This window comes from Streptomyces sp. NPDC059718 (genome assembly GCF_042733315.1).
Lineage (GTDB): Bacteria > Actinomycetota > Actinomycetes > Streptomycetales > Streptomycetaceae > Actinacidiphila.
Map to the genome: position 1 here is coordinate 112,070 of NZ_JBHWGA010000017.1, position 24,628 is coordinate 136,697.

The 24,628-nt window shown below is 72.3% G+C and carries 14 protein-coding genes; 5 read left to right on the forward strand and 9 right to left on the reverse strand.

All coding sequences use genetic code 11. From position 1 onward, the window contains the following. Positions 1-7: 7 nt before the first annotated feature. From ACFV3E_RS20670 to ACFV3E_RS20695, 6 genes are all read right to left on the reverse strand, one after another. Complete coding sequence (locus ACFV3E_RS20670; protein WP_500535930.1) at positions 8-5,617, reverse strand: hypothetical protein; 5,610 nt, start codon at positions 5,615-5,617, stop codon at positions 8-10. Continuing rightward, positions 5,614-8,262 (reverse strand): hypothetical protein, encoded by a 2,649-nt coding sequence (locus ACFV3E_RS20675; RefSeq protein ID WP_500535931.1) that lies wholly within the window; start codon positions 8,260-8,262, stop codon positions 5,614-5,616. The genes ACFV3E_RS20670 and ACFV3E_RS20675 overlap by 4 nt, the downstream gene beginning before the upstream one ends. After that, positions 8,259-11,516: a DUF6603 domain-containing protein gene (locus ACFV3E_RS20680; protein ID WP_500535932.1), complete on the reverse strand. Its 3,258-nt coding sequence runs from the start codon at positions 11,514-11,516 to the stop codon at positions 8,259-8,261. Before ACFV3E_RS20680 ends, ACFV3E_RS20675 begins: the two co-directional genes overlap by 4 nt. 155 nt (positions 11,517-11,671) lie before the next feature. Then, positions 11,672-14,059 (reverse strand): DUF7800 domain-containing protein, encoded by a 2,388-nt coding sequence (locus tag ACFV3E_RS20685; RefSeq protein WP_500535933.1) that lies wholly within the window; start codon positions 14,057-14,059, stop codon positions 11,672-11,674. Between the two features lie 327 nt (positions 14,060-14,386). After that, on the reverse strand, positions 14,387-14,959 hold the full coding sequence (locus ACFV3E_RS20690; RefSeq protein ID WP_500535934.1) for a phosphotransferase: 573 nt from the start codon (positions 14,957-14,959) through the stop codon (positions 14,387-14,389). Further along, a complete protein-coding gene (locus tag ACFV3E_RS20695; RefSeq protein WP_500535935.1) occupies positions 14,956-15,867 on the reverse strand; it encodes an NUDIX hydrolase in 912 nt (303 codons plus the stop codon). The genes ACFV3E_RS20690 and ACFV3E_RS20695 overlap by 4 nt, the downstream gene beginning before the upstream one ends. Before the next feature lie 203 nt (positions 15,868-16,070). On the opposite strand from ACFV3E_RS20695, the gene ACFV3E_RS20700 reads away from it, so the two are divergent. Next, positions 16,071-16,994 carry an SAM-dependent methyltransferase gene (locus ACFV3E_RS20700; RefSeq protein WP_500535936.1) on the forward strand — a complete coding sequence of 308 codons (924 nt, stop codon included), beginning with the start codon at positions 16,071-16,073 and terminating at the stop codon, positions 16,992-16,994. A gap of 48 nt (positions 16,995-17,042) precedes the next feature. Here the strand turns inward: ACFV3E_RS20700 and ACFV3E_RS20705 are convergent, their stop codons facing one another. Next, positions 17,043-18,758: an ArnT family glycosyltransferase gene (locus tag ACFV3E_RS20705; RefSeq protein WP_500535937.1), complete on the reverse strand. Its 1,716-nt coding sequence runs from the start codon at positions 18,756-18,758 to the stop codon at positions 17,043-17,045. A 156-nt stretch (positions 18,759-18,914) separates the two neighbouring features. Here ACFV3E_RS20705 and hemC point away from each other — a divergent pair, with 156 nt between their 5' ends. Continuing rightward, positions 18,915-19,850 (forward strand): hydroxymethylbilane synthase, encoded by a 936-nt coding sequence (gene hemC / locus ACFV3E_RS20710; RefSeq protein WP_500535938.1) that lies wholly within the window; start codon positions 18,915-18,917, stop codon positions 19,848-19,850. Between the two features lie 88 nt (positions 19,851-19,938). Continuing rightward, positions 19,939-20,613, forward strand: a complete 675-nt coding sequence (locus tag ACFV3E_RS20715) for a ThuA domain-containing protein (protein WP_500535939.1) — start codon at positions 19,939-19,941, stop codon at positions 20,611-20,613. A gap of 20 nt (positions 20,614-20,633) precedes the next feature. Here the strand turns inward: ACFV3E_RS20715 and lexA are convergent, their stop codons facing one another. Continuing rightward, positions 20,634-21,332: a transcriptional repressor LexA gene (lexA, locus tag ACFV3E_RS20720; RefSeq protein WP_500372029.1), complete on the reverse strand. Its 699-nt coding sequence runs from the start codon at positions 21,330-21,332 to the stop codon at positions 20,634-20,636. Between the two features lie 435 nt (positions 21,333-21,767). Between lexA and ACFV3E_RS20725 the strand changes: the two genes are divergently transcribed. After that, complete coding sequence (locus ACFV3E_RS20725; RefSeq protein WP_500535940.1) at positions 21,768-22,691, forward strand: RNA polymerase sigma-70 factor; 924 nt, start codon at positions 21,768-21,770, stop codon at positions 22,689-22,691. 43 nt (positions 22,692-22,734) lie between these two features. Here the strand turns inward: ACFV3E_RS20725 and ACFV3E_RS20730 are convergent, their stop codons facing one another. Continuing rightward, complete coding sequence (locus ACFV3E_RS20730) at positions 22,735-23,484, reverse strand: hypothetical protein (RefSeq protein WP_500535941.1); 750 nt, start codon at positions 23,482-23,484, stop codon at positions 22,735-22,737. A 257-nt stretch (positions 23,485-23,741) separates the two neighbouring features. Between ACFV3E_RS20730 and ACFV3E_RS20735 the strand changes: the two genes are divergently transcribed. Further along, the gene (locus ACFV3E_RS20735; protein WP_500535942.1) at positions 23,742-24,608 is read left to right on the forward strand and encodes an alpha/beta fold hydrolase; all 867 of its coding nucleotides are present in this window, start codon (positions 23,742-23,744) and stop codon (positions 24,606-24,608) included. Positions 24,609-24,628: the final 20 nt, after the last annotated feature.

Sequence of the window (24,628 nt, forward strand, 5' to 3'; positions counted from 1 at the left end):
CGGCATGTCAGGCCTCGAATCGCGTGGATACGGTGTCGCCGCCCGGATCGCCGCCGACATTGTGAGGGAGCAGCAGCGCCGGGAGGAGATGCCCATAGGCCGGGACCAGATCAGGGTCGACGGCGCGGACCTCGGCCAGCCCGGCGGTCTCGGCCACGACGTCGCTCAGGGCGGCCCACGTCCACCGCCGGGCCGGGTCCGGCGCCACTGCCACCAGGATCGACTGGGGCGCGCAAGCGTCCGGAGCGTCCAAGTGGAAGGTCACGGCGGTGTTCTCCTCGGTCGAGGCCACGACCTCCACCCATGCGTCGATCAGCAGTGCCGCGGCCGGGGCCCCGGAGCGCCACTGCCGGTCCGGGGTGCAGGCGACGACCGAGACGCGGCCGGCCGGGATACGCGTCGCCCCGGGATCCGGGGCCAGCGCGACCCAGCGTTGCGTGGCACCGGCCGGGAGCTGCACGACATCCCAGCCCGCGGGGGCACCACCCGTTACCTCGCTGCCGAGAAGGAACTCCTGCAACCGGGCAGCGCCGGCCCGGACTCCGGCCACGTCGTCGAGCCACCGGGCGACCTCGTTCACCGTCGCGCCGGACGGCGTCACGTCCATCGCCAAGCCAGGGTTGAAGAGCGGCAGGACCCGGAAGCCCTCACCGAACAGGGTGTCCACCGCGGCGCGTCCGTCCCCTTCGGCGGTGGCCTGCTCGGATGCGGTCAGCCGGCCGGTGGCCTGGGTGTGGGCGGCCCGCGACTGCACGGCCAGGGCCGACCGGTCGGCCTCGGCATCGGCGGAGGCTGGCCGTGCCGCGGCGTCGGCTATCCCGAAGCCGCTGAGCCGGTCGAGCACGTCGATCAGGCCGGGCCCGGGCATCGCAGGCAGGAGCACTGCGGTCGCTGCCGGGGCGACGTCGCAGTACATGGGCAGGTCGAGGAGGTTGTGCAGGGCGGTGACGTCGAGCCCGGGGAAGACCTCGGCCAGGGCGGACCGCTGCTGGGCGCCGAGGGTGAAGTAGGACCGCAGGTCGTCCACCGTGTCGGACAGGTCATCCCGGGCCGAGCTCGCACGCGCGGCGAGCTCCGCGCCGTCCACCTCGGAGTCCTGAGCGTTCCCGGCCCGCAGGTCGCTCGCGTCGACGGGCCGGGCGGCCATCACGAGGTTGCGGCCACTCTGGGCCAACGTCAGCAGCTCCGGCACGCTGAGCAGCTCCGCGTCCCAGTCGTCGGCCCGGTCGGTGACCAGGACGAGGACCTCGGCGCCGGAAACGGATCCGATCATGGTCTGGGCGTGCCGCAGCAGTCGTCGGCCGAGGTTGGTCTCGGCCAGGCCGGCGACGCCGGGGGCGGAGGCCGCCATCACGTCCCACGGGCACAAGCCCACCTCGGCGAGCGTGAACTCGGCCGGATCGAGCGGGTCACCGAGCGGGTCCTCTACGGGGTTGCCGGTGACCGGGTCGAGCCGAGCGACCCGGTACCGGACGCGTGCTGGGTCACCGAGCGCCAGCGCCGCCCAGGCGTTCAGGCGTGGCTCGGCGACCGCGCGCGCGTGCCGAGCCCGCTGAACGGGCGAGGCCGGCCACATCGCCAGGGCCGCGTTCGCGGGCGCGGTCTGCGGATCGGGTGCGACCATCAGCAGCCGATGGGTGACGCCGGTGCCCTGCCGCGGGGTCCGCAGCACGTCGGGGTCGTCCGAGGCCGGGACCTCGCCACGGGTGAGGGCGTCGAGGGTTCCCGCGGCCCGGATCGGATTGCGCTGCAGCATCTGATGAACACTCTCCGCAGTGCCGATGTCGGCGATGGCGTCGGCCACGTTACGAAGCGTCTCGATCGCCGCCTCGATCGCCTTCTGGTCGTCGCTCCCGGCCGCCGGCAGCGACTGCTGCTGGCCGGGCGGCGTCGTGCCCCAGGGCAGGCCCGCCCCCTCGTGCAGGGTGAGTAGGGCCAGCCCGTCGGTGGTCACCATCGCGGCCACGGTGGACACGTCCACACCCGCGGGGGCGGGCGTGAGCAGGCCGACGTCCAGCGGGACGAGCTGCCGCACGGCAGTCAGGTACTGGGCCACATCCAGGTCATAGAGCGCTCGTTCGAATCGGTACCCGAGGGCCGCGCCGAGCGACTGGCCCTCCCGGAGCGCACCGAGCACATCTAGTGCCGCCCGTACCCGACCGGAGGACAGGTTTACGGCCAGCTGCTCGCCCTTGTGGGTCAGATGGCCCGAGCGCAGCACAGCGGCGGTGGCGGCATGTGACATGGACGGCGCGTGCACGTATCCGGTGGACGGCCCGGACGTCGCCGGCTGCAGGTCACAAACGAAGCCGTACCCGCCGGTGTGTACTCCCGACGGCACTGATGCGCGCAGTTCCTCCATCCGCCGGGTGGCGACTGCGGTGATCCAGGCGTCGAGCCGGTGGTTGGCCAGATCGAGGACGCCGCCCGCGAGGCGGGCAAGCTCGCCGGCCGGCCGCGCCGCGAGACGGCGCAGCGCGGCAATGGCCTCGGTCAGGGGCTGGATCTGGAGCTGGATCCGGGGCGGCGCGTCACCGGCACGCGCCAGGCGGTGGAGCAGGTCCGCGACCGGCTCGCCCTGGTACGTGGCCGTCGTGAGGTGCCGCCAGGAAGTCAGCGTGCGCGTCACGACCGGGTCGGCCGAAGTCGCGTCGATCAGGTCGACGAGTTCCGGCTCGGTCAGCGGGGGCGGATCGGCAAACGGCACCGGCACCAGTGCGAACGCGGCGTCGGCGTAGGCCTGCAGCAGGCTGTGCCGGACCAGCCGGGCCAGCAGCGACACGTCGGGGCCGATCCACGTGTCGTGCAACTCGGCCGGGGTCGCGTCGAGCATCCGCCGCAGCCAGGGCAGCGGCCGATCCCGGCCGGGTCCCGGAGCGGTGCCGGTCAGGTCCTCTCCCGGGTTGGTCGGGGTGATGGTGGTGGCCAGGTCGGTGTAGCCGCCGAGCCCGAGCCGCACCGGGCGCGACGGAGAGATACCGAGCTCCGCCAGGAGGGCGTCGATGACGGCTGTGGCCGAGCCGCCGGCCTGGTTCCGGCCGAGCACCCGCCATGTGTTGTTGAGCGTCGTCCCGCCGACGAACGGCCGCGCCTCGAACGTTTCCGAGACGGCGTCGGTGGCGAGCAGGTCGAGCAGGGTCCGGTCAGGGTCGTCGTCGGCGGCGTGCACGTGTGCGACTTCCCCGACGGCCGCCTTCCAGCGCCCGGTCAGACGGCGGAGCACATTCACCTGCCGACTCGACGTGCCGAGCCCGACCGCCGGGTCGCGGAACGGCGTCCACGGCACCCAGCAGAACGACGCGCTGAGTAACGCGCCGTGGTCGAGCGGCCGGCCGAGGTGGCGAAACCATCCGCTGGGCCAGGTGAAGACGCCGTCGACCGGCGAGAATCCGACGTCGTAGCTCGCCGAGGCCGTTCCGTCGGGGTGGGCCCAGTAGTTCGCGAGCAGGGCCTCCGGGACGCCGTCGCCGTCCACGTCGGCGAGGGTGAGAGCCGTTCCGGCGGAGCCGGTCCCGGCGGACGCCCACGAGCCGACGGCGGAGGGGCCGGTCCAGACGGAAACCTGCCCGTCGGTGCCGAGACGGTGGCCCACGTGCCACCGTCCTGGTGGTGTGTCCTGCTGGGCGGACGCGTCCTCGGTCACGACTATCAGGTCGGTGCCGCCGTCGGTCCGTGGTAGCAATGCGGCCGACGTGACTCGTTCGCTCGCGGCGAATTGCGCCGAGACGTCGACGAGCGCGGACCAACCGGTGGCCGCAGTGCCAGTGAAGCCGTTGCCCACCAGCACGAACGTCCGGTCCGAGCCACCGGGCCCGGCTGGTTCGTATTGCAGAACGAGGACCAGATCCGGTGGCGTGTCGCCCCCGCCCGGGGCGACCCGCCCCAGCGCCGTCGCCAGGCCGAGGAGTCGGCCTTCGGGGAAGCCGTCGGGCAGCGGGCCGATGGTCACACCGACCGGCGGCGTGCACCCGTCGTCACCGAGCCCGGTGGTGATGCAGTGGATTCCGCCGGTCACCGGATCGGCGGCCACGGCGTGCGCGACGACGATCTGTAGTCGCTCGTCGTTGGTGATGGCGGCTGCGGCTACTGCCACCGAGCTCGCCCCGGGCGGCGTCGCCAGCGGGAAGACGCGCGCTTCGAGGAAGTTCCAGCTCGCCTGTCCGTCCAAGCCGCCGAACACCCGGACCTGAGTGACCGCGGGGCGCGGACCGTCCGCCCTCGGCAGCGGCCGCACCAGCTCCACCGACACCAGACCGGCCGCACCGGACGCCGGGGGACGCCAGCGCTCCATCGAGGTCACCGGCAGCACGCCGTAGGGCTGTCGGCCAACTCGCAACACGGGCAGCGGGCCGCCGGCCCGGACGGAGTCGGTGATCCAGCGCCGCCATTCGGCGCCGGCCCGGTCGTATTCGTCCAGCCGCAGCAACTGGGTCAGGTAGTAGCCCCAAGTCGCCGGCCAGAGCAGCGTCGCCAGGTCGGTTTCGAGGGATACCCGGCGGTGCCCGGCCCCCGTCAGCCCGCCAACCCCCTCGAACGGGATACCGAGGGCGGAAGCCAGGCGGTCGGCGTCACCGCCGTCGCCCGCGACCGGTCGGGACGGCGGGTCGAACGGGTCGACGAAACGTCCCGTCCCGGTCGGGTCGGCGGTGCCGTGGACCGAGGGTGCGTCGTCCGTGTTGTTGGTCGGTGCCCCGTCGGCGACCAGGTCGAGGCCGCTGCCGATCCCGTACCGGTGGGCCTCGAGCAGGCCCGCGAGCTCTGCCGACCCGTCCGCCGCCGATTGCGTGGCGCGCACGCCGACGACGGTGAGCAGATCGATCGGGTCGCGATCCGGGAGGTCCATCACCAGGCCCATCCCGGCGTCCACGGCAGCGGTGAAGTGGGTCATCCAGCGCAGGCCCGCATCGATGGGACCGTCCCCGGATCCGATCGGGTCCGGGCCGGCCGCGAGTGGGCGGCGGATCAGTCCGCCCGTGGCCGTGGCGATGCGTACACCCCCGCGCCAGGCCTCGGCCCGCCAGCAGTCGGGCAGCAACCGGGCCTGGGTGGCGCGGGTCCAGAGGCCGGCGCGGATCTCGGGGGCCGGGAACTCAGGTCCGGGATCGCTGTGCAGGTTGGTCGGGGTGAGCACCCTGGCGATCCACGCGGCGCGTTCCGGCCCGGCCGTGGTGACCAGCATCGTCCAGGCCCGCAGCCGGTCCGGCGCCGACGCGGTCCAGCAAGTGCGCCAGTACTGCCTGCCGGCCTCGGCCTCCGTCTCGGTGAGTTCCGGCTCGTGGGCGTCGAGGTGGATGTCGTCGGGATAGACCCGGATCCGCAGCCGCAGGCTGCCCGGGTCAGCGTCGTAGCGGGTCTCCAGCCGGACGGGGAACAGGACGAGTGGCACGCCCTGGTCCAGGTCACCGATCGTGGCCTCCAGCGCAGCGCCAAGCTGTCGCACGAGCGTTGCCTCGGTCAGCTGGGCGCGGGCCAGCCGCCGCCGGGCGACCACCACCTTGCGTGGATCGGGCGTGGCGTCAGCCAGGGCCTCGTTCAGTTCCTGGACGGCGGCGGCGACCGCGGCCGCGGCCTCCTGCCGGCGGCGCCACAGGGCCGCGAGTCGGACGTAGGTTGTCACGCCGCTTCCTCGGGCAGCAGGTCCGAGGCATGGATGCACACCCGGTAAGGCTTCTGCTCGCACCACTGGGCCAGGTCGGCCGAGGTCGCCTGCAGCCCCCAGCCGGGCAACGTGAGCTGGGACAGTGGGCCGGACAGGTCGACGTGACCGGATGCGCTGGTCGCGACGGCGGGCCAGGAGAGATCGGCCGGCCCCTGACCGGGTACGTTCTCCGAGCGGGTCGCGTCGAGCCCGAAGCGGGTCTGCGCCGAGGGCTGCTGGAGGACAAAGAACCAGCCTGGCCGACCCGCCGCCGGGTCGGCATCGCCACGGACGTCGTCCGGCAGGTCAAATCCGAAGAAGGAGACGTCGGGCGGGATGGTGCCCCCGAACCGCGGGTACCACTCGGGGTGGGCGGGGTCGCTCACCAGCAGACCGGGCGGCACGGCAACCGGCCGACGGCGCCCTTGCACCCATTCCGCCCGGACCGCGTAGACGGCCGTGTGCGGATACCGGCGCAGCACCTCGCCGCGCACGACAAGCACCACCTGGTCGAGGGCGCCCAGCAGGTGAGAGCCGAGCTCCCCGGCCCAGTTCTCGTCGATGGCCGGGATGTCGTCGGCCGCCCCGCTCACCGACCCGTTCCGGTCCCAGAACCGGTGCAGGCAGGTGCCGCGCTGGTCGGTGGGATACCCGCGCCAGATCAGCTCGCGCATCATCTCGTGATTGGCCCCGACCATCAGGGCCTCGATGAACCGGGGATTGGCGGGGACGGCTGTCACCGCCTCGGGGGGCAGGGCCGACACCCCGGGCAGGAGCAGGTTCGACGACAGCGCGATCAGATCACGGCTGAGCGGCGTGTCGATACGCGGCGTGGCCAAGATGGGGGCAAGCGGGTCGACCGGCGACCAACCGGGCGGGCCGGCGATCCGGGCCGTGATCCGGGCCGGAACGGTGGTCGCCGGGTCGGTCGCGACCAGGACCGCGGTCTTCGCCTCCACCAGCGGGATCGGCCCACCGTGCGGTGGCGCCGGCCTGCACGGCGGTTTGTTCCGCTGGGCGTCGGCGAGCGCCGCCACCAGGTCGCGCCACTGCTTCTCGGTCGTCGGCCGCACCCGTGTGCTGGTGCGCTCGGACACGCTCTGCGGGGTGATCGTGCACCAGGCCGGGACGCCGTCCGGGGACTCGTCGTCGATCGTCACGATCCCGTCCGGCTTGCGACGGGGCGGAACGACGGGCGTTCCGGAGTCGACGGTCGCGAGCAGGTCGGCCGCTCCCCGCCCGGAGCGCCGCGCGAGAGGCCCACGCGGGCGCAGCACCCGCCGAAAGGCACCGGACATCATCCGGTGCGGCACCCGGCTGCCCGCGATCCGGTGGCTCACCGTCGTACCGGACGCGGGCTCGATAAGACGGGTCAGCATCGGGCCGGCCAGTTGGACGAGAACGGCCGCGTCGAGGGCGGCCAGCCGGCCGTGGAGGGCAGTGGCCGCCGCGCGGGCCATCTGGGCCTGCCGCAGCAGCGCGTTCGCGGCCTCCACCTCGCCGATCTGGGCCCAGGCGGCGGCCATCAGCTCCTCTTGATGCTCCTGCACCAGGAGGGTCCCCAGGGCTGCGGCGCTGCGGTAGCGCGGATCCAGGTTCAGGCGCCTCAGCCAGGCCTTCACCGACCCACCGATCGTCGCTTCGGCGGCGTGCCGGCCGCCGTAGAGCGGTGGCGGAACGGGATGCCCGTGCGCCACGGTCGTGCCGTCGACGAGGGAACGGAGGGCGGAGATGAAGTCCGGTTCCGGCGATGGGTCGGGGCATACCCCGAGCGCACCCGGGAACCGCCATTCGGCCAGCGCCGGCAACCCGGCCTGCGCGTCGACGGCCGCGAGCCGGCCGGCTGCGGTGTCGCCGCCGAGGTGCACACGCCGCAGGCGTGAGACCAGAGCTTCGAAATCTCCGTCGTCGCCCGTGGCGAACGTCCACGAGTGATAGACGGGCAGATCGAGCGCCCCGGCCGTGGCCGTGTCCCAGGCAGGCTGCATCGTCGGGGTGTCCGGCACCGTCAGCCCGAGACCGGCGAGCCGACCCGGCTCGAACGCAGGTACCACGGCGGCGATGTACGCCGTATGGGAGTGCAGCAGGCGCGGGCACATCAGCCGGGAGATCCCGGGCGGCCGCGCCGACTCGGCAAGCGCGGCCACGCTCGGCACCTCCGCGTGGGCCCAGGCATGGGACTGGTTGAGGTCCGGCAGCTGGGTGCTGACGTCGTCCACATGCAGGACCGCCAAGCGGTCCGACGACCCGGGATCCAGCGAACAGGTATCGGCCGGTACGACGACCAGGACCAGGAAAGGGCGCAGACGGTCCTGGTTGGCCGCGGCTGGGGTGAACATCCAGGGCAGATCGCTGGTGCGCAGCTCGGCCACGCAGAAGTAGTTCGGCTCCACCTCGATCGCCTTGTCCTGCGGCTGCTCGCGGGTGACGAGGCCGGTGTCGGTGCCGGTGACATCGCCGGGCCCCATCACCCGGACGTCGACCGAGCGGGCCTGACCAGGATCCACAAAAGCTGTCGCGCTGAACGTGGTCCGGGTCGGCAGTGGCCCGGTCAGCGGGTCGGCGTTGGTGACCACGGCGGCCAGCCCGGCCCGGACCCAGGGCAGATACGTCGGTCGGCTCATGGCGTCACCTCGTGCGCTCCGACCACCTGGAGACCAGGGCGGCCGACGCGGGCCTCGTTCGCCTCGACCCACGACTGGTGACCGCCGCCGTCCGGTGTCAGACGGGTGGTGTCAGCCACCCGGTAGCCGGGCGAGGACACGCTCACCGTCTGGTCCGGACCGGTATAGCCGACCGCGCGCCGGGCGGCGTCGAACGCGGCGAGCATCGGCCGGACGGAGGCCGGAACCTGGTAGCCGGCGGCCGGCCGGGGAAGCTCGTCGGCGTCGATCACCCGCGTCTCGTAGTCGGCCTCGGCACCGGCGCGGGCCGCGCCGTGGGTGACGCCGACGGCCGCGATGCCTGCGTTGCCGCTGGCCAGGTGCTCGAACGAGGGCCGGGACAGCTTCTGGTCGTCGTTCAGGGCGAAGAAGTCGCCGGGGGCCCAGGCGTCGCGCACCGTGTCTCCGCTGAGGACCGGGGCGCCGCCGATCCGGTAGCCCAGGGTGTAGCTGCGCGGCCCCCCGTCGATCGGGGCGCCTGCGAACCGCTCGATCCGGACTCCGAGCGGAACGATGCGCTGGCGCACGGTCAGCTCTCCCATCGGGTGGGCGAGCAAGGCGTCGGAACTCGTGTCCCGCAGTGAGATGCCGACCTCGTCCCGGGCCGGGTGGGCGCTCCAGGACTCGGTCCGAGCGAGTTCGGCAAGGAGCGCGCCGAGCGGGTCGACCGCCGCGAGGACCGCCGCCGCGGCGGCCGGACCCACGGTGACGTCGAACGGAATTCGGTGTGTGCCGAGGAAGTGCACCTCGGCGTAACCGACCGCCCGCATGGGTTGTGGCCCGTAGAGGGTGAGCAGTACGTCGGCGCCGATGAACGGCGAGCCGTTGCGGCGGATGACGATGCCGCCGGCGATGTCGACGATGAACTCGAACGGCACGATGGTGATCAGCGTGTCGAACCCGAGGTAGACGTCGGCGGTGAAGAGGCCGATCCAGCCTGCGTCGAGCTGGGCATGGGCGCTGAGCCGGGCCCCCACCTGGATGGTGTTGGACGTCAAGGCCAGATAGGTTTCCAGGCGAATGCTCGGATTCTCGCCGGAAGCCAGGGCGATGGTCAGGCGCTTGAGGTCCGGGAACCCGCTCGGCCGCTCGAATCTCGGGTTCAGGCCGCCCACGGAGATGACGAACGCCGGAGTCGCCCCCCAGCCCACCCGGACGGCCATGTCGCCCGAGATGTCGAACACGGCCAACCGGGAGTCGTGCAGGCTGGCGTCGACCGACAGTTCGCCCCGACCGAGGTCGAGGATCCCGACTATGTCGAGGTGGAACTCCACGACAGCCGCGTCGTCGGCCGGCAGCACCACGCCGATCCGCCCGATCAGGGCGATCCGCAGCGGCAGCGGGAGCTCCACGATCACACCCAGATCGACCGTGACCAGCCGGGGGCTGCCCCAGCCGATCCGGGCCATCAGCCCGATCACGAACCGGCCCGGGGCGATCGGGAACACCGCCTCGACGTCGCTTATCACCTTGGTCGCGCGGGCGACCGGATCGACCGGGAAGAGGATGGAGTCGAGTACGCCGGTGCGCGCGCCGTCCCGCAGCGCCTGCACGTTCATCGTGCGGTTGAGACCGAGCAGGCCGCCCAGCCCGGCCAGGGTGAAGCCGAACCCCAGCTGGATCGGCGGAAAGGTCGCGGTAATGATGACGAGCAGGCTGAATCCGCGCGACCCGTCCGGAAGTCTCGTGGTGACCAGGCCGATGGCGGTCACGGTGACGATGTCGCCGATCCTCAGCCGCAGGATGCCGGCGTACCGGCCGTGCTCGTGGTCGTTGAGCACATAACCGCCGCCGGTGATCACCGAGGCGTTGATCACCATGCCCACGCCGCGCGGTGCTACGAATTGCGGGCTGACGTCGAACGGACCTACGTTGCCACCGCCGGCCGCGAGCTCGGCCTGCGCACCCAGCCCCATCCGCTCGACCGTGGCCGCGATCGAGCCGAGTTTGAGTGCCGCAGTGGCTGCCACCGCGATGTCGAGGCCGGTGCCGTCGGCACTCAGCCGCAGGTGGACGAGGTCGATCGTGAGCACGCCGAGAAGGCTTGTGTGCAGCGGGAATTCGGCCTCAAGTCCGGCCGCGCCGCTGAAGTAGAGGCCCCGCCGGGAAGACCAACCGATGCCCAGGTCGAAGTCGAAGTGGATGCCGTCGGCCGGCAGCACCTTGCCCAGAAACCCGTCGCCTTCGCCGGGGGCCAGGTGGAAACTCGCCTTCTGCACGGCGGCGCCCAGGTCGAGGTCGAGGCTCGGGTCGTCCGGACGACCGAAACGCGCGTCGACGGTCGCCTTCACACCGCCGACAGTCAGCCCGAGGGTGTCGGCCCCCAGCGTGATCGCCGCCGCTCCCGCAGCCGGCGGCACAGTGGCGAACTCCACCTGAACGTGAACGCCTTCGGCGCTCTGCGCGTGCACGACCGGCGCGCCGCCCTGGGCGAAGAAAACCGTTCCGATGCCGGCCGTCACATGCAGCTCCAGCCGCGAACCGGGCAACGGGACGGTGATATCAAGGCTCCCGCCAGGCTCAACAAACAGTCCGGGCCCGACGTCCCCTGCTGTACTCGAGGAGTCGGCCGGGACCAGGGCCACAGCCAGGGAGATCCACGCCCTCACCTTGTCGCCGCCCGTGCCGAGCGGCAGCATCAGGACTGCCCGTCGCCGGGCCGGGTCGGCCGCTGCCAGGGGCGCCGGGTCAGAGCCGAGGCTGCCGGTCCCCCCGGCCGTCGCGACCAGTTCGCGGATCGGGGTGAACACGCTCTCCAGTACTTTCTCGGCCACGTCGGCCGAGGTCAGCTGCTGGACGCCGAGCCTGCCGCGTAAGTACCCGGCCGGGTCACTGCACAGGGCGGCGAAGGCCTCCGGCACCAGAACCGGGCGCTCCACCGCCGCCCGCAGCAACAACGGGTCGGGCCCGGCGGTCGCGACGGCTGTCGCGACCCGGAGGTCGATGATCCCGATTAGGCTCAACGCACTGTAGACCGGCCGGGACCGCCCGGCGATCCAGATCAGGACCAGGTGCTGCAGCACGTCTGCGGCCAGTTCCCTCACCACGGCGGCCGATGCGGCGGGGTCGCCGGCCGCCCGGCCCAAGGCGGTGGCGAAATCGGCCATCGCGGTGGCGGTTCCGCTCAGCGATTCGAGGGTCTCGACAAGCTTGGGCAAGGAGTCGAAGGAGAGGTCGTCGGCCAGGCCCTCCAGGGTGTTGACCAGGATGCTCACCGCGGAGGCGACGTCGTCGAGGTCGAGCGTCCGCGCCGTCCAGCCGATCTGGGCCAGGAAGCGACCGAAGGTCGCGTCGTCCTGCGCCGCGTCGACCAGGGGTGAGACGAGATCGACGAGTGCGTCGACGATCCCCTCCAGGGCGTTGCTCTCGCTCATGGCGTCACCACCGGTAGCTTGAAGACCCGCGGGCGTTCGGCTGCCGCGGGCGTGGTCAACGGCGCGACGTGTTCGGTGTAGGCGAGGATCGCCGTGTCCGGATCCATGTCCGGTTCTGGGGCCAGCCAGTGAAGCCGGTGCACGACCTCCAGGTCGCCTTGCACCATGCGGAGCCGGATCTGACCGATGTTGGGCTCCCCCACCACGGTGACACCGAGCCAGCGGATGTAGTCCAGCGTGCCCCGCGGGAGGTCCGTGGTGGCGGTGATCCCCAGGTCGGTGAGGCGCTCTGCGCCGGTGCGCAGGTCTCTGACGTAGGTGATGCCGTAGGCCCAGTCGTCCGGCCGGGCAAGCGCGACGATCTGACCGACCTCGGCCGTCGCGGAGTCACTGAACCACGGGCCGGAGGGGATGACCGGCGGCGTCGAGAGCCGGTCCTCGACGACAAGCCGGAAGTAGAGGTCCCGCAGCGACCGGTCGGCCGGCCTGCCCTCGGATCCGGACTTGAGACTTGCCCGCAGATTCGCGCCGCCGTCGCTCGTGATCGGTGTGCTGAATCCGAACCAGCCGCGGCCTGCAATCTTCAGGAACCCGATGGCCTGGATCATTCTGGTGAGGGTGTCCGCGTTCTTGGCCGCGCTCGAACACAGTTGCACGATCCGGGCCGGGGCCTGCGGGGCGGCGCCGAAGTAGGCAGTGTGGTTGGTGTAGCCGTAGTGCACATCCCCGGAGAGCAGCACCACCTGGCCGAATGCGCCGAGACGGCGCATGAACGCCTCGTAAGCATTGCGGTTCACGCACCAGGCCTCGTTGTCAGCCGTCCGGCTGCCCTTCGCGGCCGCCATCAGAGGCTGCAGTGCCTCCTCCACCAGGGGGTGACCGGTCACCGGCGCGGGTGCGATCACGAACGCCAGCATCGCGGGGTCGGTGGGCTGGTTGGCCGAGAGCTGGCGGGCCATCTCAGCCTCGGTCAGCAGCCCGGCCTTGTCCGGCCCGGCCGATATGTAGTCCCGGTGGGTGCGGGTGTCGAGCGCGATCACCCGGTGCTGCGGGCCGTCCAGGGTCCAGTCCCACATGACCCGCTGACTGGCCTCGGACGGGCCCGTCGGGGCGATGTCGAGGAGCGTGTCGGCCGCTGCGGGCGTGACCGACAGGGGTGAGCTCAGCTGACCGGCCGGGACAGTGATCAGGTCGAGCAATGACCGGCTGGGCCCGGTCTCGAACTGGTCAGGCACGTTGCCCCATGCCTGGAACAGCGCGTGGGCCAGAAGGCCGTTGCGCACAATCCGATGCATGCCCGGGTTGGTCCGGGAGTGGTTCGCCCACCGCCCGTCGAGGTTCCAGTCGTCGCTGATCTCGTGGTCGTCGAACATCATCATGGTCGGCACATTGGCCAGGGCACGACGCACCCGGCGGGCCGTGCCCGCGAACGACAGCACCTCCGCCCGATCGCTCAGAGCCCGCTCACGCGCCTTCTCGTCGTCCTTGGTCCATGGCGTCGGGTAGATCACGTCGAGATCCAGCGGATCGAGCTGCGGGACACCGTCGGCATTCCGGGCCCAGAGTTCGTCGGACCAGGCCAGAACGTACATCGCGCAGAATTCGGCGAAGTACATCAGGTGGTTCTCCATGGCCTCGCTGGAGAGCCTGGTGTTCTCCTTCAGGTAGTCGCGGCGTGCGGGGCCGGGCTTAACCGCTTCGTCGGTCATCGTGATGTTTCCGGGGAAGCGCTCCTTGACCGCTTCGCCGAGCAGCAGCCCGCCGACGTCGATCAGCACGGGCAGCAGGCTGACCGCCACATCGTCGGCGTAGATCTGATCGCCGGTCAAAAGCAGCTGGTGCGGACGCCTCCGAGCATCCTCCGCCGTGTTGGTGATCCACTGATTGTCGTGCGCGTCCGCGATCAGGCTGTCGACCATGACGAGGGCGTCCGGCCCGCCGCCGTGCGGCTTGCGGCACGAGGAGTGCACGATATGTAGGTGCCGCTGGACGTTCGGCAGTGAAAAGGTGGGCAGCAGGCCAGGCTTGTAGCCTAGCGGCCGAGCCCCGGTGAGCAGCCCCGGTTGGTCGGCCAGCGTCACGGGCGGTCCGGCCGGAGCGGTGGGCGTCATGCGGACGTCATAGGTATAGACCACGTCCGGCGTGAGCGCATCCGACTTGGGGATCACAACGGTCACTACGCTCACGTGAAGGAACGCGCCGATAACGCGGGTGGGGGTCGCCGGGCTGGCGGCGACCTGCTGGCCGCCGGTGCCGAGAAGAATCTCGACCGTACACGCGGCCGAGGTGGCCACGAAAACGCTGACCCTGGTGGGCGTCACACGCCGAAGAACCGGCCCACAGATGAGGAGGGGCCAGTCGGCGAGTGGCCGGAAGAGACTCACAGGCGGGCAGCGGCGACGAGTTTCATCCCTCGACGTTGAGTCATCCCACCCCCCGGCACTTGACCCGCCGGTGCCATGTTCACACAGCGGAGCAAAACGGGCAAGGAGACGTGCATCGCATCCAGTTCCCGCAACTCCGTCCGGATCATGAGGAGTTCGGGTCGGTGTCGGCGTACGCAGGAACTTCTCCCGAGCAGGACGTCGCCCAGCATGAGTACACTGTCAGAGGTATCCATCGGGGAACGTCGACATCCCGCTGTCAGAAGTGGGGACGAAGTACGCTCGCGAAGCGAAACTCGACAAGTTGAAACTCGACATGTGGCTTGCCTAGTGAAGCGGCTGGAAGTCGCCGTGCGTGGGCACCAGGTCGAGAGCGGGAAGCGCGGCTGCCCCGGCCGTCAGCGCGCGGACGAACTCCTCGTCACCCGGGGCCAGGTGGGCACGGGCGCCGTCCAGGTGCAGGTCGAGCTTCCCCGTGGCGGGCCCCTTGTCTCCGGAGGACGGCCGTGGCGGTGCGCTGCCGTGGACGGCGGCGGCGAGCGCGCCGATGCGGACGAAGAGCGCCCGTTCCTCCTCCGGGGGCCGGACGCCGACGTGGAGCGGGCGTCCGGGGACGGCGGTCACGACGACCGCGCGCAGCCGTTCGTCGGCCGCCACCAGGCGCGGCGTGGCGGCTCCCAGGGTCGGCACCCAGGTCCGGTAGGCGGTCACCTCCCGGCTGTGGAAGCGGTCGTTCTGGTGGATCTTGACGTAGCCGACGAGGCCGTCCGCGCCGCGGACCCGCCACACCCGACTGCTCTCGCGGGGCCAGGACGTGTCCGTCCACCGCTCGATCGGGCCGAGCGCGTGTTGCGCGAACCGCCGCACCTCGGGTTCCGGCAGGCCCGGCCCGCGGGTCACGTCCAGCCCGACTCGGTGTAGCGGCGGCCGGCCCGGATGCCCTCGATCGCGGCGCGGGTGTACGGCACGAGGCGTTCGGGGAGGGCGTCCGGGTGCCACCAGCGCCAGGACAGGCACTTGTCGGGCTCGCGGACCACCGGTTCGCCCTGCCAGTGGCGTACGCGGAAGACGAGTTGCAGCCGGGGGCGGCCGCCCGTCGCGTCGATGAGGTGCACGGCGTGCGCGAACTCGGCGTCCTCCGGCCTGATCCGCAGGCCCGTCTCCTCGTCCGCCTCGCGGACCAGGCACGCGACGGCGCTCTCCTGCTCGCAGTGCCCGGCGGGGAAGTGCCACTCGCCACCGGCGAAGGCGGAGTCGGGGTGACGCAGTCCGAGCAGGACCTCGCCGGCGGCGTTCTCCAGGTACAGGTGCGCGCCGACGACGTGGAGGACGCCCCGCCCGGCCGTCGGGGCCGCGGTGCCGGGCGGCACGGACAGCCCGGCGTGCCGGCGGACGAGCTCCAGGGTCGCGTGGCCCAACCGCAGCCGCGGCATGACCTCGGGCCGGAACCAGCGCAGTAGGACGCCCTCGGTCAGCTTCAGGGCGTCGGGATCGCCGTTCCAGCGGCCGGTGAACACCTGGACCGGCAGGAGCGATCCGTCCGGCTCGCGGACGTGCTCCACCGCGAAGGCGCGCAGCGCGGGCAGGTCGAGCCCCGCCTCCTCGCGCAGTTCACGCCGGGCGGTCGCCTCCAGGGACACGTCGCCCGGCTCACGGCCGCCGCCGAGCAGTGACCAGGCGCCGGGGTTCCGGATGTCCGGGCGGTGGTCGCGCAGGTGCAGGAGGTACTCGCCCCGGTCGTTGTGGATGAGCACCGAGGCGTTGCGCGGTTCACCGGCGGCCGGTGCACCGTCGTGGATCGACGTCAAGCGAGCCTCCAGGGGAGCTCCGGGGTCGTGCGGTCACCAAGGTCAACGAGCGGGGACGGCCAACGGGAGGGCAGGTTCCGGCCTTTCTGCGCGCTCCTGCCCGGACCGCCCGCACGAGTGGGCGGGGGTTGCGCCAACTCGCCGTTTCACCAGCTAAGTTGTGTGCAGATCAGATCGCGTATTCGAGTCCCCAGGGGATGGCCATGAGCAGCGGCAGCGACGCTCCCGACGACTACGACTCCGCCGAGCAGCTCCGCCGGCGGATCGACACCACCAAGGCGCACCCGGCGCGCGTCTACGACGTCTTCCTCGGCGGCAAGGACAACTACCCCGTCGACCGCGAGGCGGCCGCGGCCGCGCTGGCCGCCAATCCCCGGGGCTACCTGGACGTGCGGCACAACCGGGACTTCCTGCGCCGCGCGGTGAACCACATCGCGGGGGAGACCGGCACACGCCAGTTCCTCGACATCGGCACCGGACTGCCCACGCAGGAGAACGTGCACCAGATCGCGCAGCGGATCGCCCCCGAGGCGCGGGTCGTGTACGTCGACAACGACCCCGTCGTCCTGGCCCACGCGCGCGCCCTGCTGACCAGCGGCCCGGAGGGGCGGACCGACTACATCGACGCGGACCTGCGCGACCCCGCCGCGATCCTGCGCCAGGCGGCCGGCACGCTGGACTTCACCGAGCCCGTCGCGCTCGTGCTCGTCGCCGTCCTGCACTTCGTCGAGGACGACGAGGCGTACGGCATCGTCAAGCACCTCGTCGACGCGCTGCCCTCGGGCAGCCACGTCGTGCTGAGCCACCTCACCTCCGACCTCAACGCGGAGCAGATCGCCAAGGTCGCCAAGACCTACCAGGACCGCGGCTTCTCCTTCGTGCTCCGCGAGCACGCAGAGGTCCTGCGCTTCGTCACGGACAACGGCCTGGAGATCGTCGAGCCCGGGCTCGTCCCCGTCCACCACTGGCGCCCGGACGACGTCGACGACACCCTCGCCACCCACGCCGACGCCTCGCCGGAGTTCATCGAGGGCCTCGAGGACATCGACGCGATCCGCTACCGGAGCATCACCGACGTCACCGACGCGGACATCAACGTCTACGCCGTGGTGGCCCGCAAGCCCTGACCTCGCCGTGCCCGGCGCCGCCCCTCGCGGACGGGGGCGGCGCGGTCGTCAGCCGCGGCGGTAGATCGTGATCGAGTGCCCCACCTCGTCGATCGGCTCGCTGCCGGCGATGAGCGCGGCCAGCCGCCCCTCCGCCTTCGCGACCGAGGAGTCCGACACCACGAGCAGCCCGTGGACCTGGTCCTCGGGGACCCGGCGCGGATCGGCGGCGTGGATGCCGTAGTGGGCGGGGACCCCGCTGCCCTTGTAGACCAGCCAGACCCGCTCGCCGGGGTAGCGGTCGCGGAGCCGGTCCGCGAGGCGGCCCAGGTCCTGGCCCCAGTCGACGTTGGAGTCGTGCAGGCGCAGATGGGTCCGGGACGTGCCGCCGAAGGCCTCGTTGGAGTACTGCAGGTAGTACGGGAAGGTCCGCAGCGAACTGGCGGCGACGAAGGCGACGAGGGCTGCCGCCGCCACGTCAGCCCACCGCCGTCGCAGCGCGGTGACGCAGGCCGCGGCGACCGCACCCGACATCGGCAGGAAGACCACGTAGCGGACGCCGAAGTCCCGTGAGCCGGTCATGGCGGCGGCCGTCAGCACGGCCGCCGGGACGAGCAGGTACGGGGCGGCGGGGCGCAGCCGTGGGAGGGCGAGCAGCGCGGCGGTGCCGGCGAGCCACAGGGCCAGCGTCCCGAGCGGAGTCTTCACCAGCACCGCGGCGGGCAGGTAGTACCAGAGTGCCCCGCGGTAGTGGCGGCCGAAGAGGAAGCCGTCGAACGTCGAGTCCTCGAAGCCGAACTGGACGGCCATCCCGTCCCGGTACGCCCGGGGGAACGGGAGCGCGTCCACGGCCCAGCCCCGCAGTCCGTGCAGCGCCGGCAGGGTGTCCGGCGCGGTCCAGCGCAGACGCGGGTCGACGACGAGGTAGGCCGCCCACACCACCGCGACGGCGACGAGCCCGACCCCGCCCGCCGCGATCGCGGCACGCCGCAGCGACCGGGCGGTGCCGGGCCGCTCCGCGCTCCGCGCACCCACGGGCCACACCGACAGCGCTGCCAGGAGCAACAGGACCGGCACCGCGGGGAGCGTGCTCATCCGTGTGGCGACCGCCGCGCCCAACGCCGCACCGGCGAGCGGCAGGTACCGCCGGGGACGGTCCCGGGCCCGCCACAGCGCCCACACCGACGTCAGCAGGAAACCGGCCGCGGGGACGTCGAGGGTGGCGAGCGAGCCGTGCGCGATGACGTCCGGTGAGAACGCGTACAGGGCGAGCGCGAGCAGCCCCCCGGCGGGCCCGGTGAGATCGCGCGCGAACGCGAGCACCACCAGCCCGAACAGCAGGGTCAGCACGATCATCGGCAGCCGGGCCGCCAGCATCAGGCACCAGGGGTCGTTGCCCGACTCGTAGAGCACGCTGCGGCCGAGCTCCGTCTGGTCGCCTTCGAAGGCCGGGTCGAGGTGGGGGTGGGCGAACGCCAGACCACCGGCGATGACGAGTTTGCCGAGCGGCGGGTGTTCGGGGTTGAAGCGCAGGCTGTGCTCGCGCAGATAGACCGTCGCGGTGCCCACGTACACCGGCTCGTCGATGGTGGGCGTCTGCTGGACGGCCGTGGTGACCATCGCGAACGCCATCTGCGCCAGGAGCACGAGCACGGCCAGGACGTACAGCGGACGCCGGTGGCGCAGACCGGCCGGGAACCGGCGCACGGGCACGGTGGCGATGGTGGTGGTGGGCGTCGCCGGTTCGGGGGACAGCGCGCCGGGCACGGGTCGTTCCTGCGTCATCGTGCGCTTACCCCGTCGCCTGTCCCTGTGGCGCCACCGCTCCGCGCCGGCGCCCTCCCGGTGGGCGCCGCGGGACACACTAGCCCCGCCCTCGTCACGGCGCGTGGGGTTCGGGGTGTTGCGCGGGACGCGTGCCGGACGCCGTACCGTGGGCGCATGGCAGTCCCCGAGCTGATCCGCATCGTCTCCCGTTCCTCCCCGATGGCGCTGGCCCAGGTCGAGCGCGTCCGCGCGGAACTGGCGGCGCTCCACCCCGGCATCCGGACGGAGGTCGTGCCCGTCACCACGTCCGGTGACCGCTGGATGGGCGACCTGGCCCAGCTCGGCGGCAAGGGCGCGTTCACCAAGGAGGTCGACGCCACGCTGCTGGAGGGCCGGGCCGACCTCGCCGTCCACTGCGTGAAGGACGTCCCCGCCGACCGGCCGCTGCCCGCCGGGACGGTCTTCGCCGCCTTCCTCAAGCGGGACGACATCCGCGACGCTCTGGTGCACCCCGGCGGTCTCACCCTCGACCGGCTCCCGCCCGGCACGCGCATCGGCACCTCCTCCGTACGCCGCATCGCGCAGATCATGGCCTCGCACCCCCACCTCACCTGCGTCCCCATGCGGGGCAACGCCAACCGCCGCCTGGAGAAGCTCGCGGCGGGCGACGCGGACGCGCTGCTGCTGGCCGTGTCCGGGCTCGAGCGGATCGGCAGGACCGACGTGATCAGCGAGGTGCTCCCGGTCGAGACGATGATCCCGCCGATCGGCGCCGGCGTCCTCGCCCTGCAGTGCCGGGAGGGTGACGCCGAGACGATCGACGTCGTGAGCGACCTCGGCGACCCGGCCGCGCACCGGGAGACCACGGCGGAGCGGATGTTCCTCCACGTCCTGCAGGGCCACTGCAACAGCCCCATCGCCGGCTACGCCCACGCCGAACGCGACGGCCGGCTCTCGCTCCGGGCCCGGGTCTTCTCCCCGGACGGCAAGACCGTCCTCGACGCCCACGAATGGGCAGGACCGCTGGACCCGGCCACCCTCGGGACGTCGGTCGCGGTGGCGCTGCTGCGGCAGGGTGCCCGCGAGCTGATCGACAGCATCGGCCACTGACGGGACCCGGGCCGCCGTCGACGCCCGGACCGCGCCGGGGAGACTGGTGGGCGCTGCCCGTCGTCCGTCACCGTCCTGGGAGAGCCGATTGTCCCGCCGCGACCCCCGTGTGCTCGTCTACACCCGCACCACCGACTACCGGCACGAGTCGATCCCCGACGGCGTCAGGGCCCTCACCGAGCTGGGAGCCGGGCACGGCTTCCGGGTGGACGCCACCGAACGGCCCGAGGACTTCGAGGGGGCCGGTCTGCGTGCGTACGACGCCGTGGTGTTCCTCTCCACCAGCGGGGAGGTGCTCAGCGACGCGGGCCGGGCCGCCCTCGCGGCGCACCACGCCGACGGCGCGGGGTTCATGGGCGTGCACGCCGCCGCCTGCACGGAGTACGACTGGCCCTACTACGGGGAGCTGCTGGGCGCGCGCTTCACGGGGCACCCGCCCCTGCAGGCGGGCACGGTCCTCGTCGAGGACGCCGCCCATCCGGCCACCGCGCACCTGGGCGCGGCATGGAAGGTCACCGACGAGTGGTACGACTTCGACCGCAGCCCCCGCCCCGGGGTGCGGGTCCTGGCCTGCGCGGACGAGTCCTCGTACACGGGCGGCTCGATGGGCGCGGACCATCCGCTGGTGTGGTGCCACGAGTACGGCGGAGGGCCCGTCTTCTACACCGCGCTGGGGCACTCCGCGCAGGCCTACCACGACGCGGGCTTCCGGGCCCATCTGCTGGGCGGGCTCCGGTCGGTGCTGCCCGGGGCGACGGACTGAGCGGGCGTTGACGCCCGGCCTCAGAGGCGTCGCAGCACGGCGACCACCTTGCCCAGGATGACCGCCTCCTCGCCGGGGATCGGGTCGTAGGCGGGGTTGTGCGGCATGAGCCAGACCCGGTCGCCCTCGTGCTTGAGCCGCTTGACGGTGGCCTCGCCGTCGATCATCGCGGCCACGATGTCGCCGTGGTCGGCGGCGTCCTGGCTGCGCACCGTGACCCAGTCGCCGTCGCAGATCGCGACGCCCGTCATGGAGTCGCCGACGACCTTGAGGGCGAACAGCTCGCCCGCGCCGACGATCTGCCGGGGGAGTACGAAGACCTCGTCGACCTGCTCCTCGGCGAGGATCGGCGTGCCGGCCGCGATCCGGCCGATCACCGGCACGCGCGCGGACGGGGAGGCGCTGACGGGCTCCGCACCCGGTTCCGAGCCGTGCTGGGACGGCCAGGAGCACCGCACGCGGTAGGCGCGGGGCCGGTGCGGATCCTGCTCGAGCACGCCCTTGCGCTGCAGCACCGCCAGCTGGTGGGCGACCGAGGACGTGCTCGCCAGCCCCACGGCCTCACCGATCTCGCGCATCGACGGCGGGAAACCGCGGCTCTCCACCGAGCCCAGGATCGCCTCGACGATACGGGTCTGTCGATTGGTCAGCCCGTCGGGGCCGGGGTTGTCCGAGCCCTGCGGGCGCCCACGGCGCACTGTCGTAGTGGTGGGCTCCATGCCCCGTCCCTCCCTGTGCGGATCTTGCTGCGATACGTAACGTTACCCTGCTCCGCGGCCTTTTTGGAACGCGTGTGCGAAATTCCGTGAAGATCTGTGAGCACGCCGCGGGGAACCGGCCGGGATCACCGGCGGAATCCGGCTGTCACAAACGGAGCCGCTGCCCGGTCAGAGTTTGGGGATCGTGCGCCCGGCGGCCGCGACCGGAATGGGTCCGCAATGGCCCCGGAATTCCCCGACCCGGAGGGAAGGCCCCCCGCGGGCCCGCCAGGGCAATTCGCACGCGGCGCGGGAAATGCCTGCCGTACGGTGACGGCGCTCCTGAACTGCGCGGAAAGGGCCCGGGCGAAGTGCCCCCGGGCCCGGAGGAAATCGCCGTCTGTGTAGGCTGGAACGGGCAGTCGGGCGGATCTGACGGTGGAGGAAAACGCGACGATGCAGCCAGGCGACGCGGAACGCGACTGCTCGCTCGACGAGGCCGCGGAGGTGTTCACGGCTCTGCGCCCCCGATTGTTCGGCATCGCCTACCGGATGCTCGGCAGTGCCGCGGAGGCCGAGGACGTCGTCCAGGACGTCTGGCTGCGGTGGCAGGCCGCCGACCGCGACGCCGTGGAGAATCCGACCGCGTTCCTGACCACCGCGACGACCCGCCTGGCGATCAACGTCACCCAGTCCGCCCGCGTGCGGCGCGAGGGCTATGTCGGGCCCTGGCTCCCGGAGCCGGTCGACACGCGCGCCGACCCCGTCCTCGGCGCCGAGCGCGGCGAGGCGGTCGAGTTCGCGGTCCTGCTCCTGCTGGAGCGGCTGACGCCCACCGAGCGGGCGGCGTACGTGCTGCGCGAGGCGTTCGACTACCCGTACCGGGAGATCGCCACCGTGCTGGACCTGAGCGAGGCCAACTCCCGCCAGCTCGTCAGCCGCGCCCGCAAGCACATCGCTGCCGGGCGGCGCGAGCAGGTGGGGACCGCGGAGCACCGCCGGCTCCTCGAGGCGTTCGTGGCGGCGGCCAGGGCGGGTGACCTGTCCGGCCTGGAGAAGCTGCTCGCCACGGACGTGGTGAACTACGGCGACGGCGGTGGCGCCGTGCGCAACGCCTCCAAGTTCCCCGTGGTCGGCAGCGCCAAGGTGGCGAAGTTCATCACCGCCTTCGCCCCGCGCTTCTGGCCCGACACGGAGGTGGCGTGGGTCGAGGCGAACGGGCAGACCGCGGCGCTCGTGTCCCAGGCCGGCACGCCGATGGCCCTGCTGGCCATCAGCGCCTCCGAGCAGGGCATCGACCAGCTCATGTGGGTGCTCAACCCGGCGAAGCTGACCGGCTTCAGCTCCTCGGCGGCGGGCCCGGACGCGCCGTCCGCGTAGGACCGGGCCCTCGGCCGCGGGTGGAGACCGTTCACGCCTCCGGTCAGGCGGTCGCGTCGCCCGCCCGCAGCAGCCGGAGGAAGGCCTTGAGACCCGTGATGATCTCCTCGTTGTCCGTGAGCCGGTTGACCGTGGCCTCGAACTCGCGTGCCAGCGCGGTGATCCGGCGGTCGGTGTCCTCGGCCCGCTCGTACGCCGACACGCCCAGCACGTCCACCGTGCGCCGCAGCTCCGCCAGGGCGCGGTACTGCTCCTCGGCCTTCTCCTCCAGGACCTTGATGCCGCTGTCCGTGCGCTCGACGCCCTTCTTCAGCTCCAGTACGTCATCGCGTGGGTAGGTGACGTCCTTCAGCAGCGTGCCCAGCCGCTTCCGCAGCTGCCCGAACCATGCGCCCGCCGGGCGGAACACCGTGCTGAGCAGGAAGAACCCGGCGATCCAGTACCCCGCGCCGCGACCGGTCGCAAGCGTCACCGCCACCACCCCGGCCGTCGTGAGCAGATGCCCCGCCAGGGCGACCCGCAGCATCGTCCGGGCGATCCGCGCGGCCTCCGCGTCCCGCGCCTGGGGGACCACCAGGCCCTTCTCCCGGCTCACGGCGATCTCGGCCAGCACCGCGTGCGCCCGGAAGTAGACGTTCCACGGCACCGTGAGCAGCACCAGCAGCCACAGCAGGCACAGCACCCCGGCGCCCACGCCCAGGACCACCGGCAGCGGCGCGCCCACCGCGTAGACCAGTGCCAGCGCCCCCGCGGTCACCGCCAGCGCCAGCACCGCGCCGAGGAATCTCCCCATGGCCGTCTCCAACCTCCTGCGTCCGAGGGTTCGTTGCCACCATCCTCCCGCCGGGTCGGCCCGCGGGCATGAGTACGGCTACTCACCCCGCCTGCGCCCCGGTGCTGTGGCGCGGGGCGCAAGGGGACCGAATCGCATGGCTGCCGGAGCCCCTGCCGGAGCACGGAGCAGCAACCGCGTGAATCCGTCCGCCGGAACGTGATTCCCGTGCCCCACGTGGCATGCGACAGGAAGGTCGTGCTCCCAGGAGGTCAGAGATGGTCCCGGTCCACCACCTCACGGCCGCCGTCGCGGACCGGGAGGTCTTCTACCGCGAGGCGGGCCCCCGCGACGCCCCCGTCGTCGTCCTGCTGCACGGCTTCCCCGCCAGCTCCCACATGTTCCGGCACCTCATCCCGCTGCTCGCGGACCGCTACCGGGTCGTCGCGCCCGACCACATCGGCTTCGGCCGGTCCTCGATGCCGTCCCTGCAGGACTTCCCCTACTCCTTCGACGCCCTCGCCGGCGTGACGGCCGCCCTGCTGGACCGGCTGGGCGTCGGACGCCACGCGCTGTACGTACACGGCTACGGAGCGGCGATCGGCTGGCGCCTGGCACTGCGAGCCCCGGCGCGGATCACCGGGATCGTCACGCAGAACGGCAACGCCTACGCGGAGGGCCTCGTCGACTCCTTCTGGGCCGACGTGCGGGCCTACGCCGCCGACCCGTCACCGGGGAACGAGAAGGCCGTGCGCTACGCCCTCACCCCGGACGCCGTCCGCTGGAGGTACCTCAACGGCGTCCCCGACCCGGGGCTGGTCAGCCCGGACACCTGGGCCCACGACGTCGCGCTCCTGCAGCGTCCCGGCAACGACGAGATCCAGCTGCGGCTGTTCCGCGACCACACGCGGGACCTGGACCTCCACCCGGCGCTGCACGAGTACTTCAGGGCCAGTCAGGTGCCGCTGGTGGCCGTGTGGGGAGCGAACGACGAGGTCTACGCCCCGGCCGGCGCCCGCGCCTTCCTCGGCGACCTGCCCGAGGCCGAGGTGCACCTCCTCGACACCGGGCACTTCGCCCTGGAGAGCCACCTGGACGCCGTCGCCGGGTACGTGCGGGGCTTCCTCGGCCGCGTCGCGCCCTGACCCCCGGGTGGTCCGGGTGC

Excerpts from the sequence above, each read along its gene's own strand:
- ACFV3E_RS20675 (WP_500535931.1), bottom strand. The coding sequence starts at position 8,262 with ATGAGCCGACCGACGTATCTGCCCTGGGTCCGGGCCGGGCTGGCCGCC.
- ACFV3E_RS20700 (WP_500535936.1), top strand. The coding sequence starts at position 16,071 with ATGAGCAGCGGCAGCGACGCTCCCGACGACTACGACTCCGCCGAGCAG.
- ACFV3E_RS20705 (WP_500535937.1), bottom strand. The coding sequence starts at position 18,758 with ATGACGCAGGAACGACCCGTGCCCGGCGCGCTGTCCCCCGAACCGGCG.
- hemC (WP_500535938.1), top strand. The coding sequence starts at position 18,915 with ATGGCAGTCCCCGAGCTGATCCGCATCGTCTCCCGTTCCTCCCCGATG.
- lexA (WP_500372029.1), bottom strand. The coding sequence starts at position 21,332 with ATGGAGCCCACCACTACGACAGTGCGCCGTGGGCGCCCGCAGGGCTCG.
- ACFV3E_RS20725 (WP_500535940.1), top strand. The coding sequence starts at position 21,768 with ATGCAGCCAGGCGACGCGGAACGCGACTGCTCGCTCGACGAGGCCGCG.
- ACFV3E_RS20730 (WP_500535941.1), bottom strand. The coding sequence starts at position 23,484 with ATGGGGAGATTCCTCGGCGCGGTGCTGGCGCTGGCGGTGACCGCGGGG.
- ACFV3E_RS20735 (WP_500535942.1), top strand. The coding sequence starts at position 23,742 with ATGGTCCCGGTCCACCACCTCACGGCCGCCGTCGCGGACCGGGAGGTC.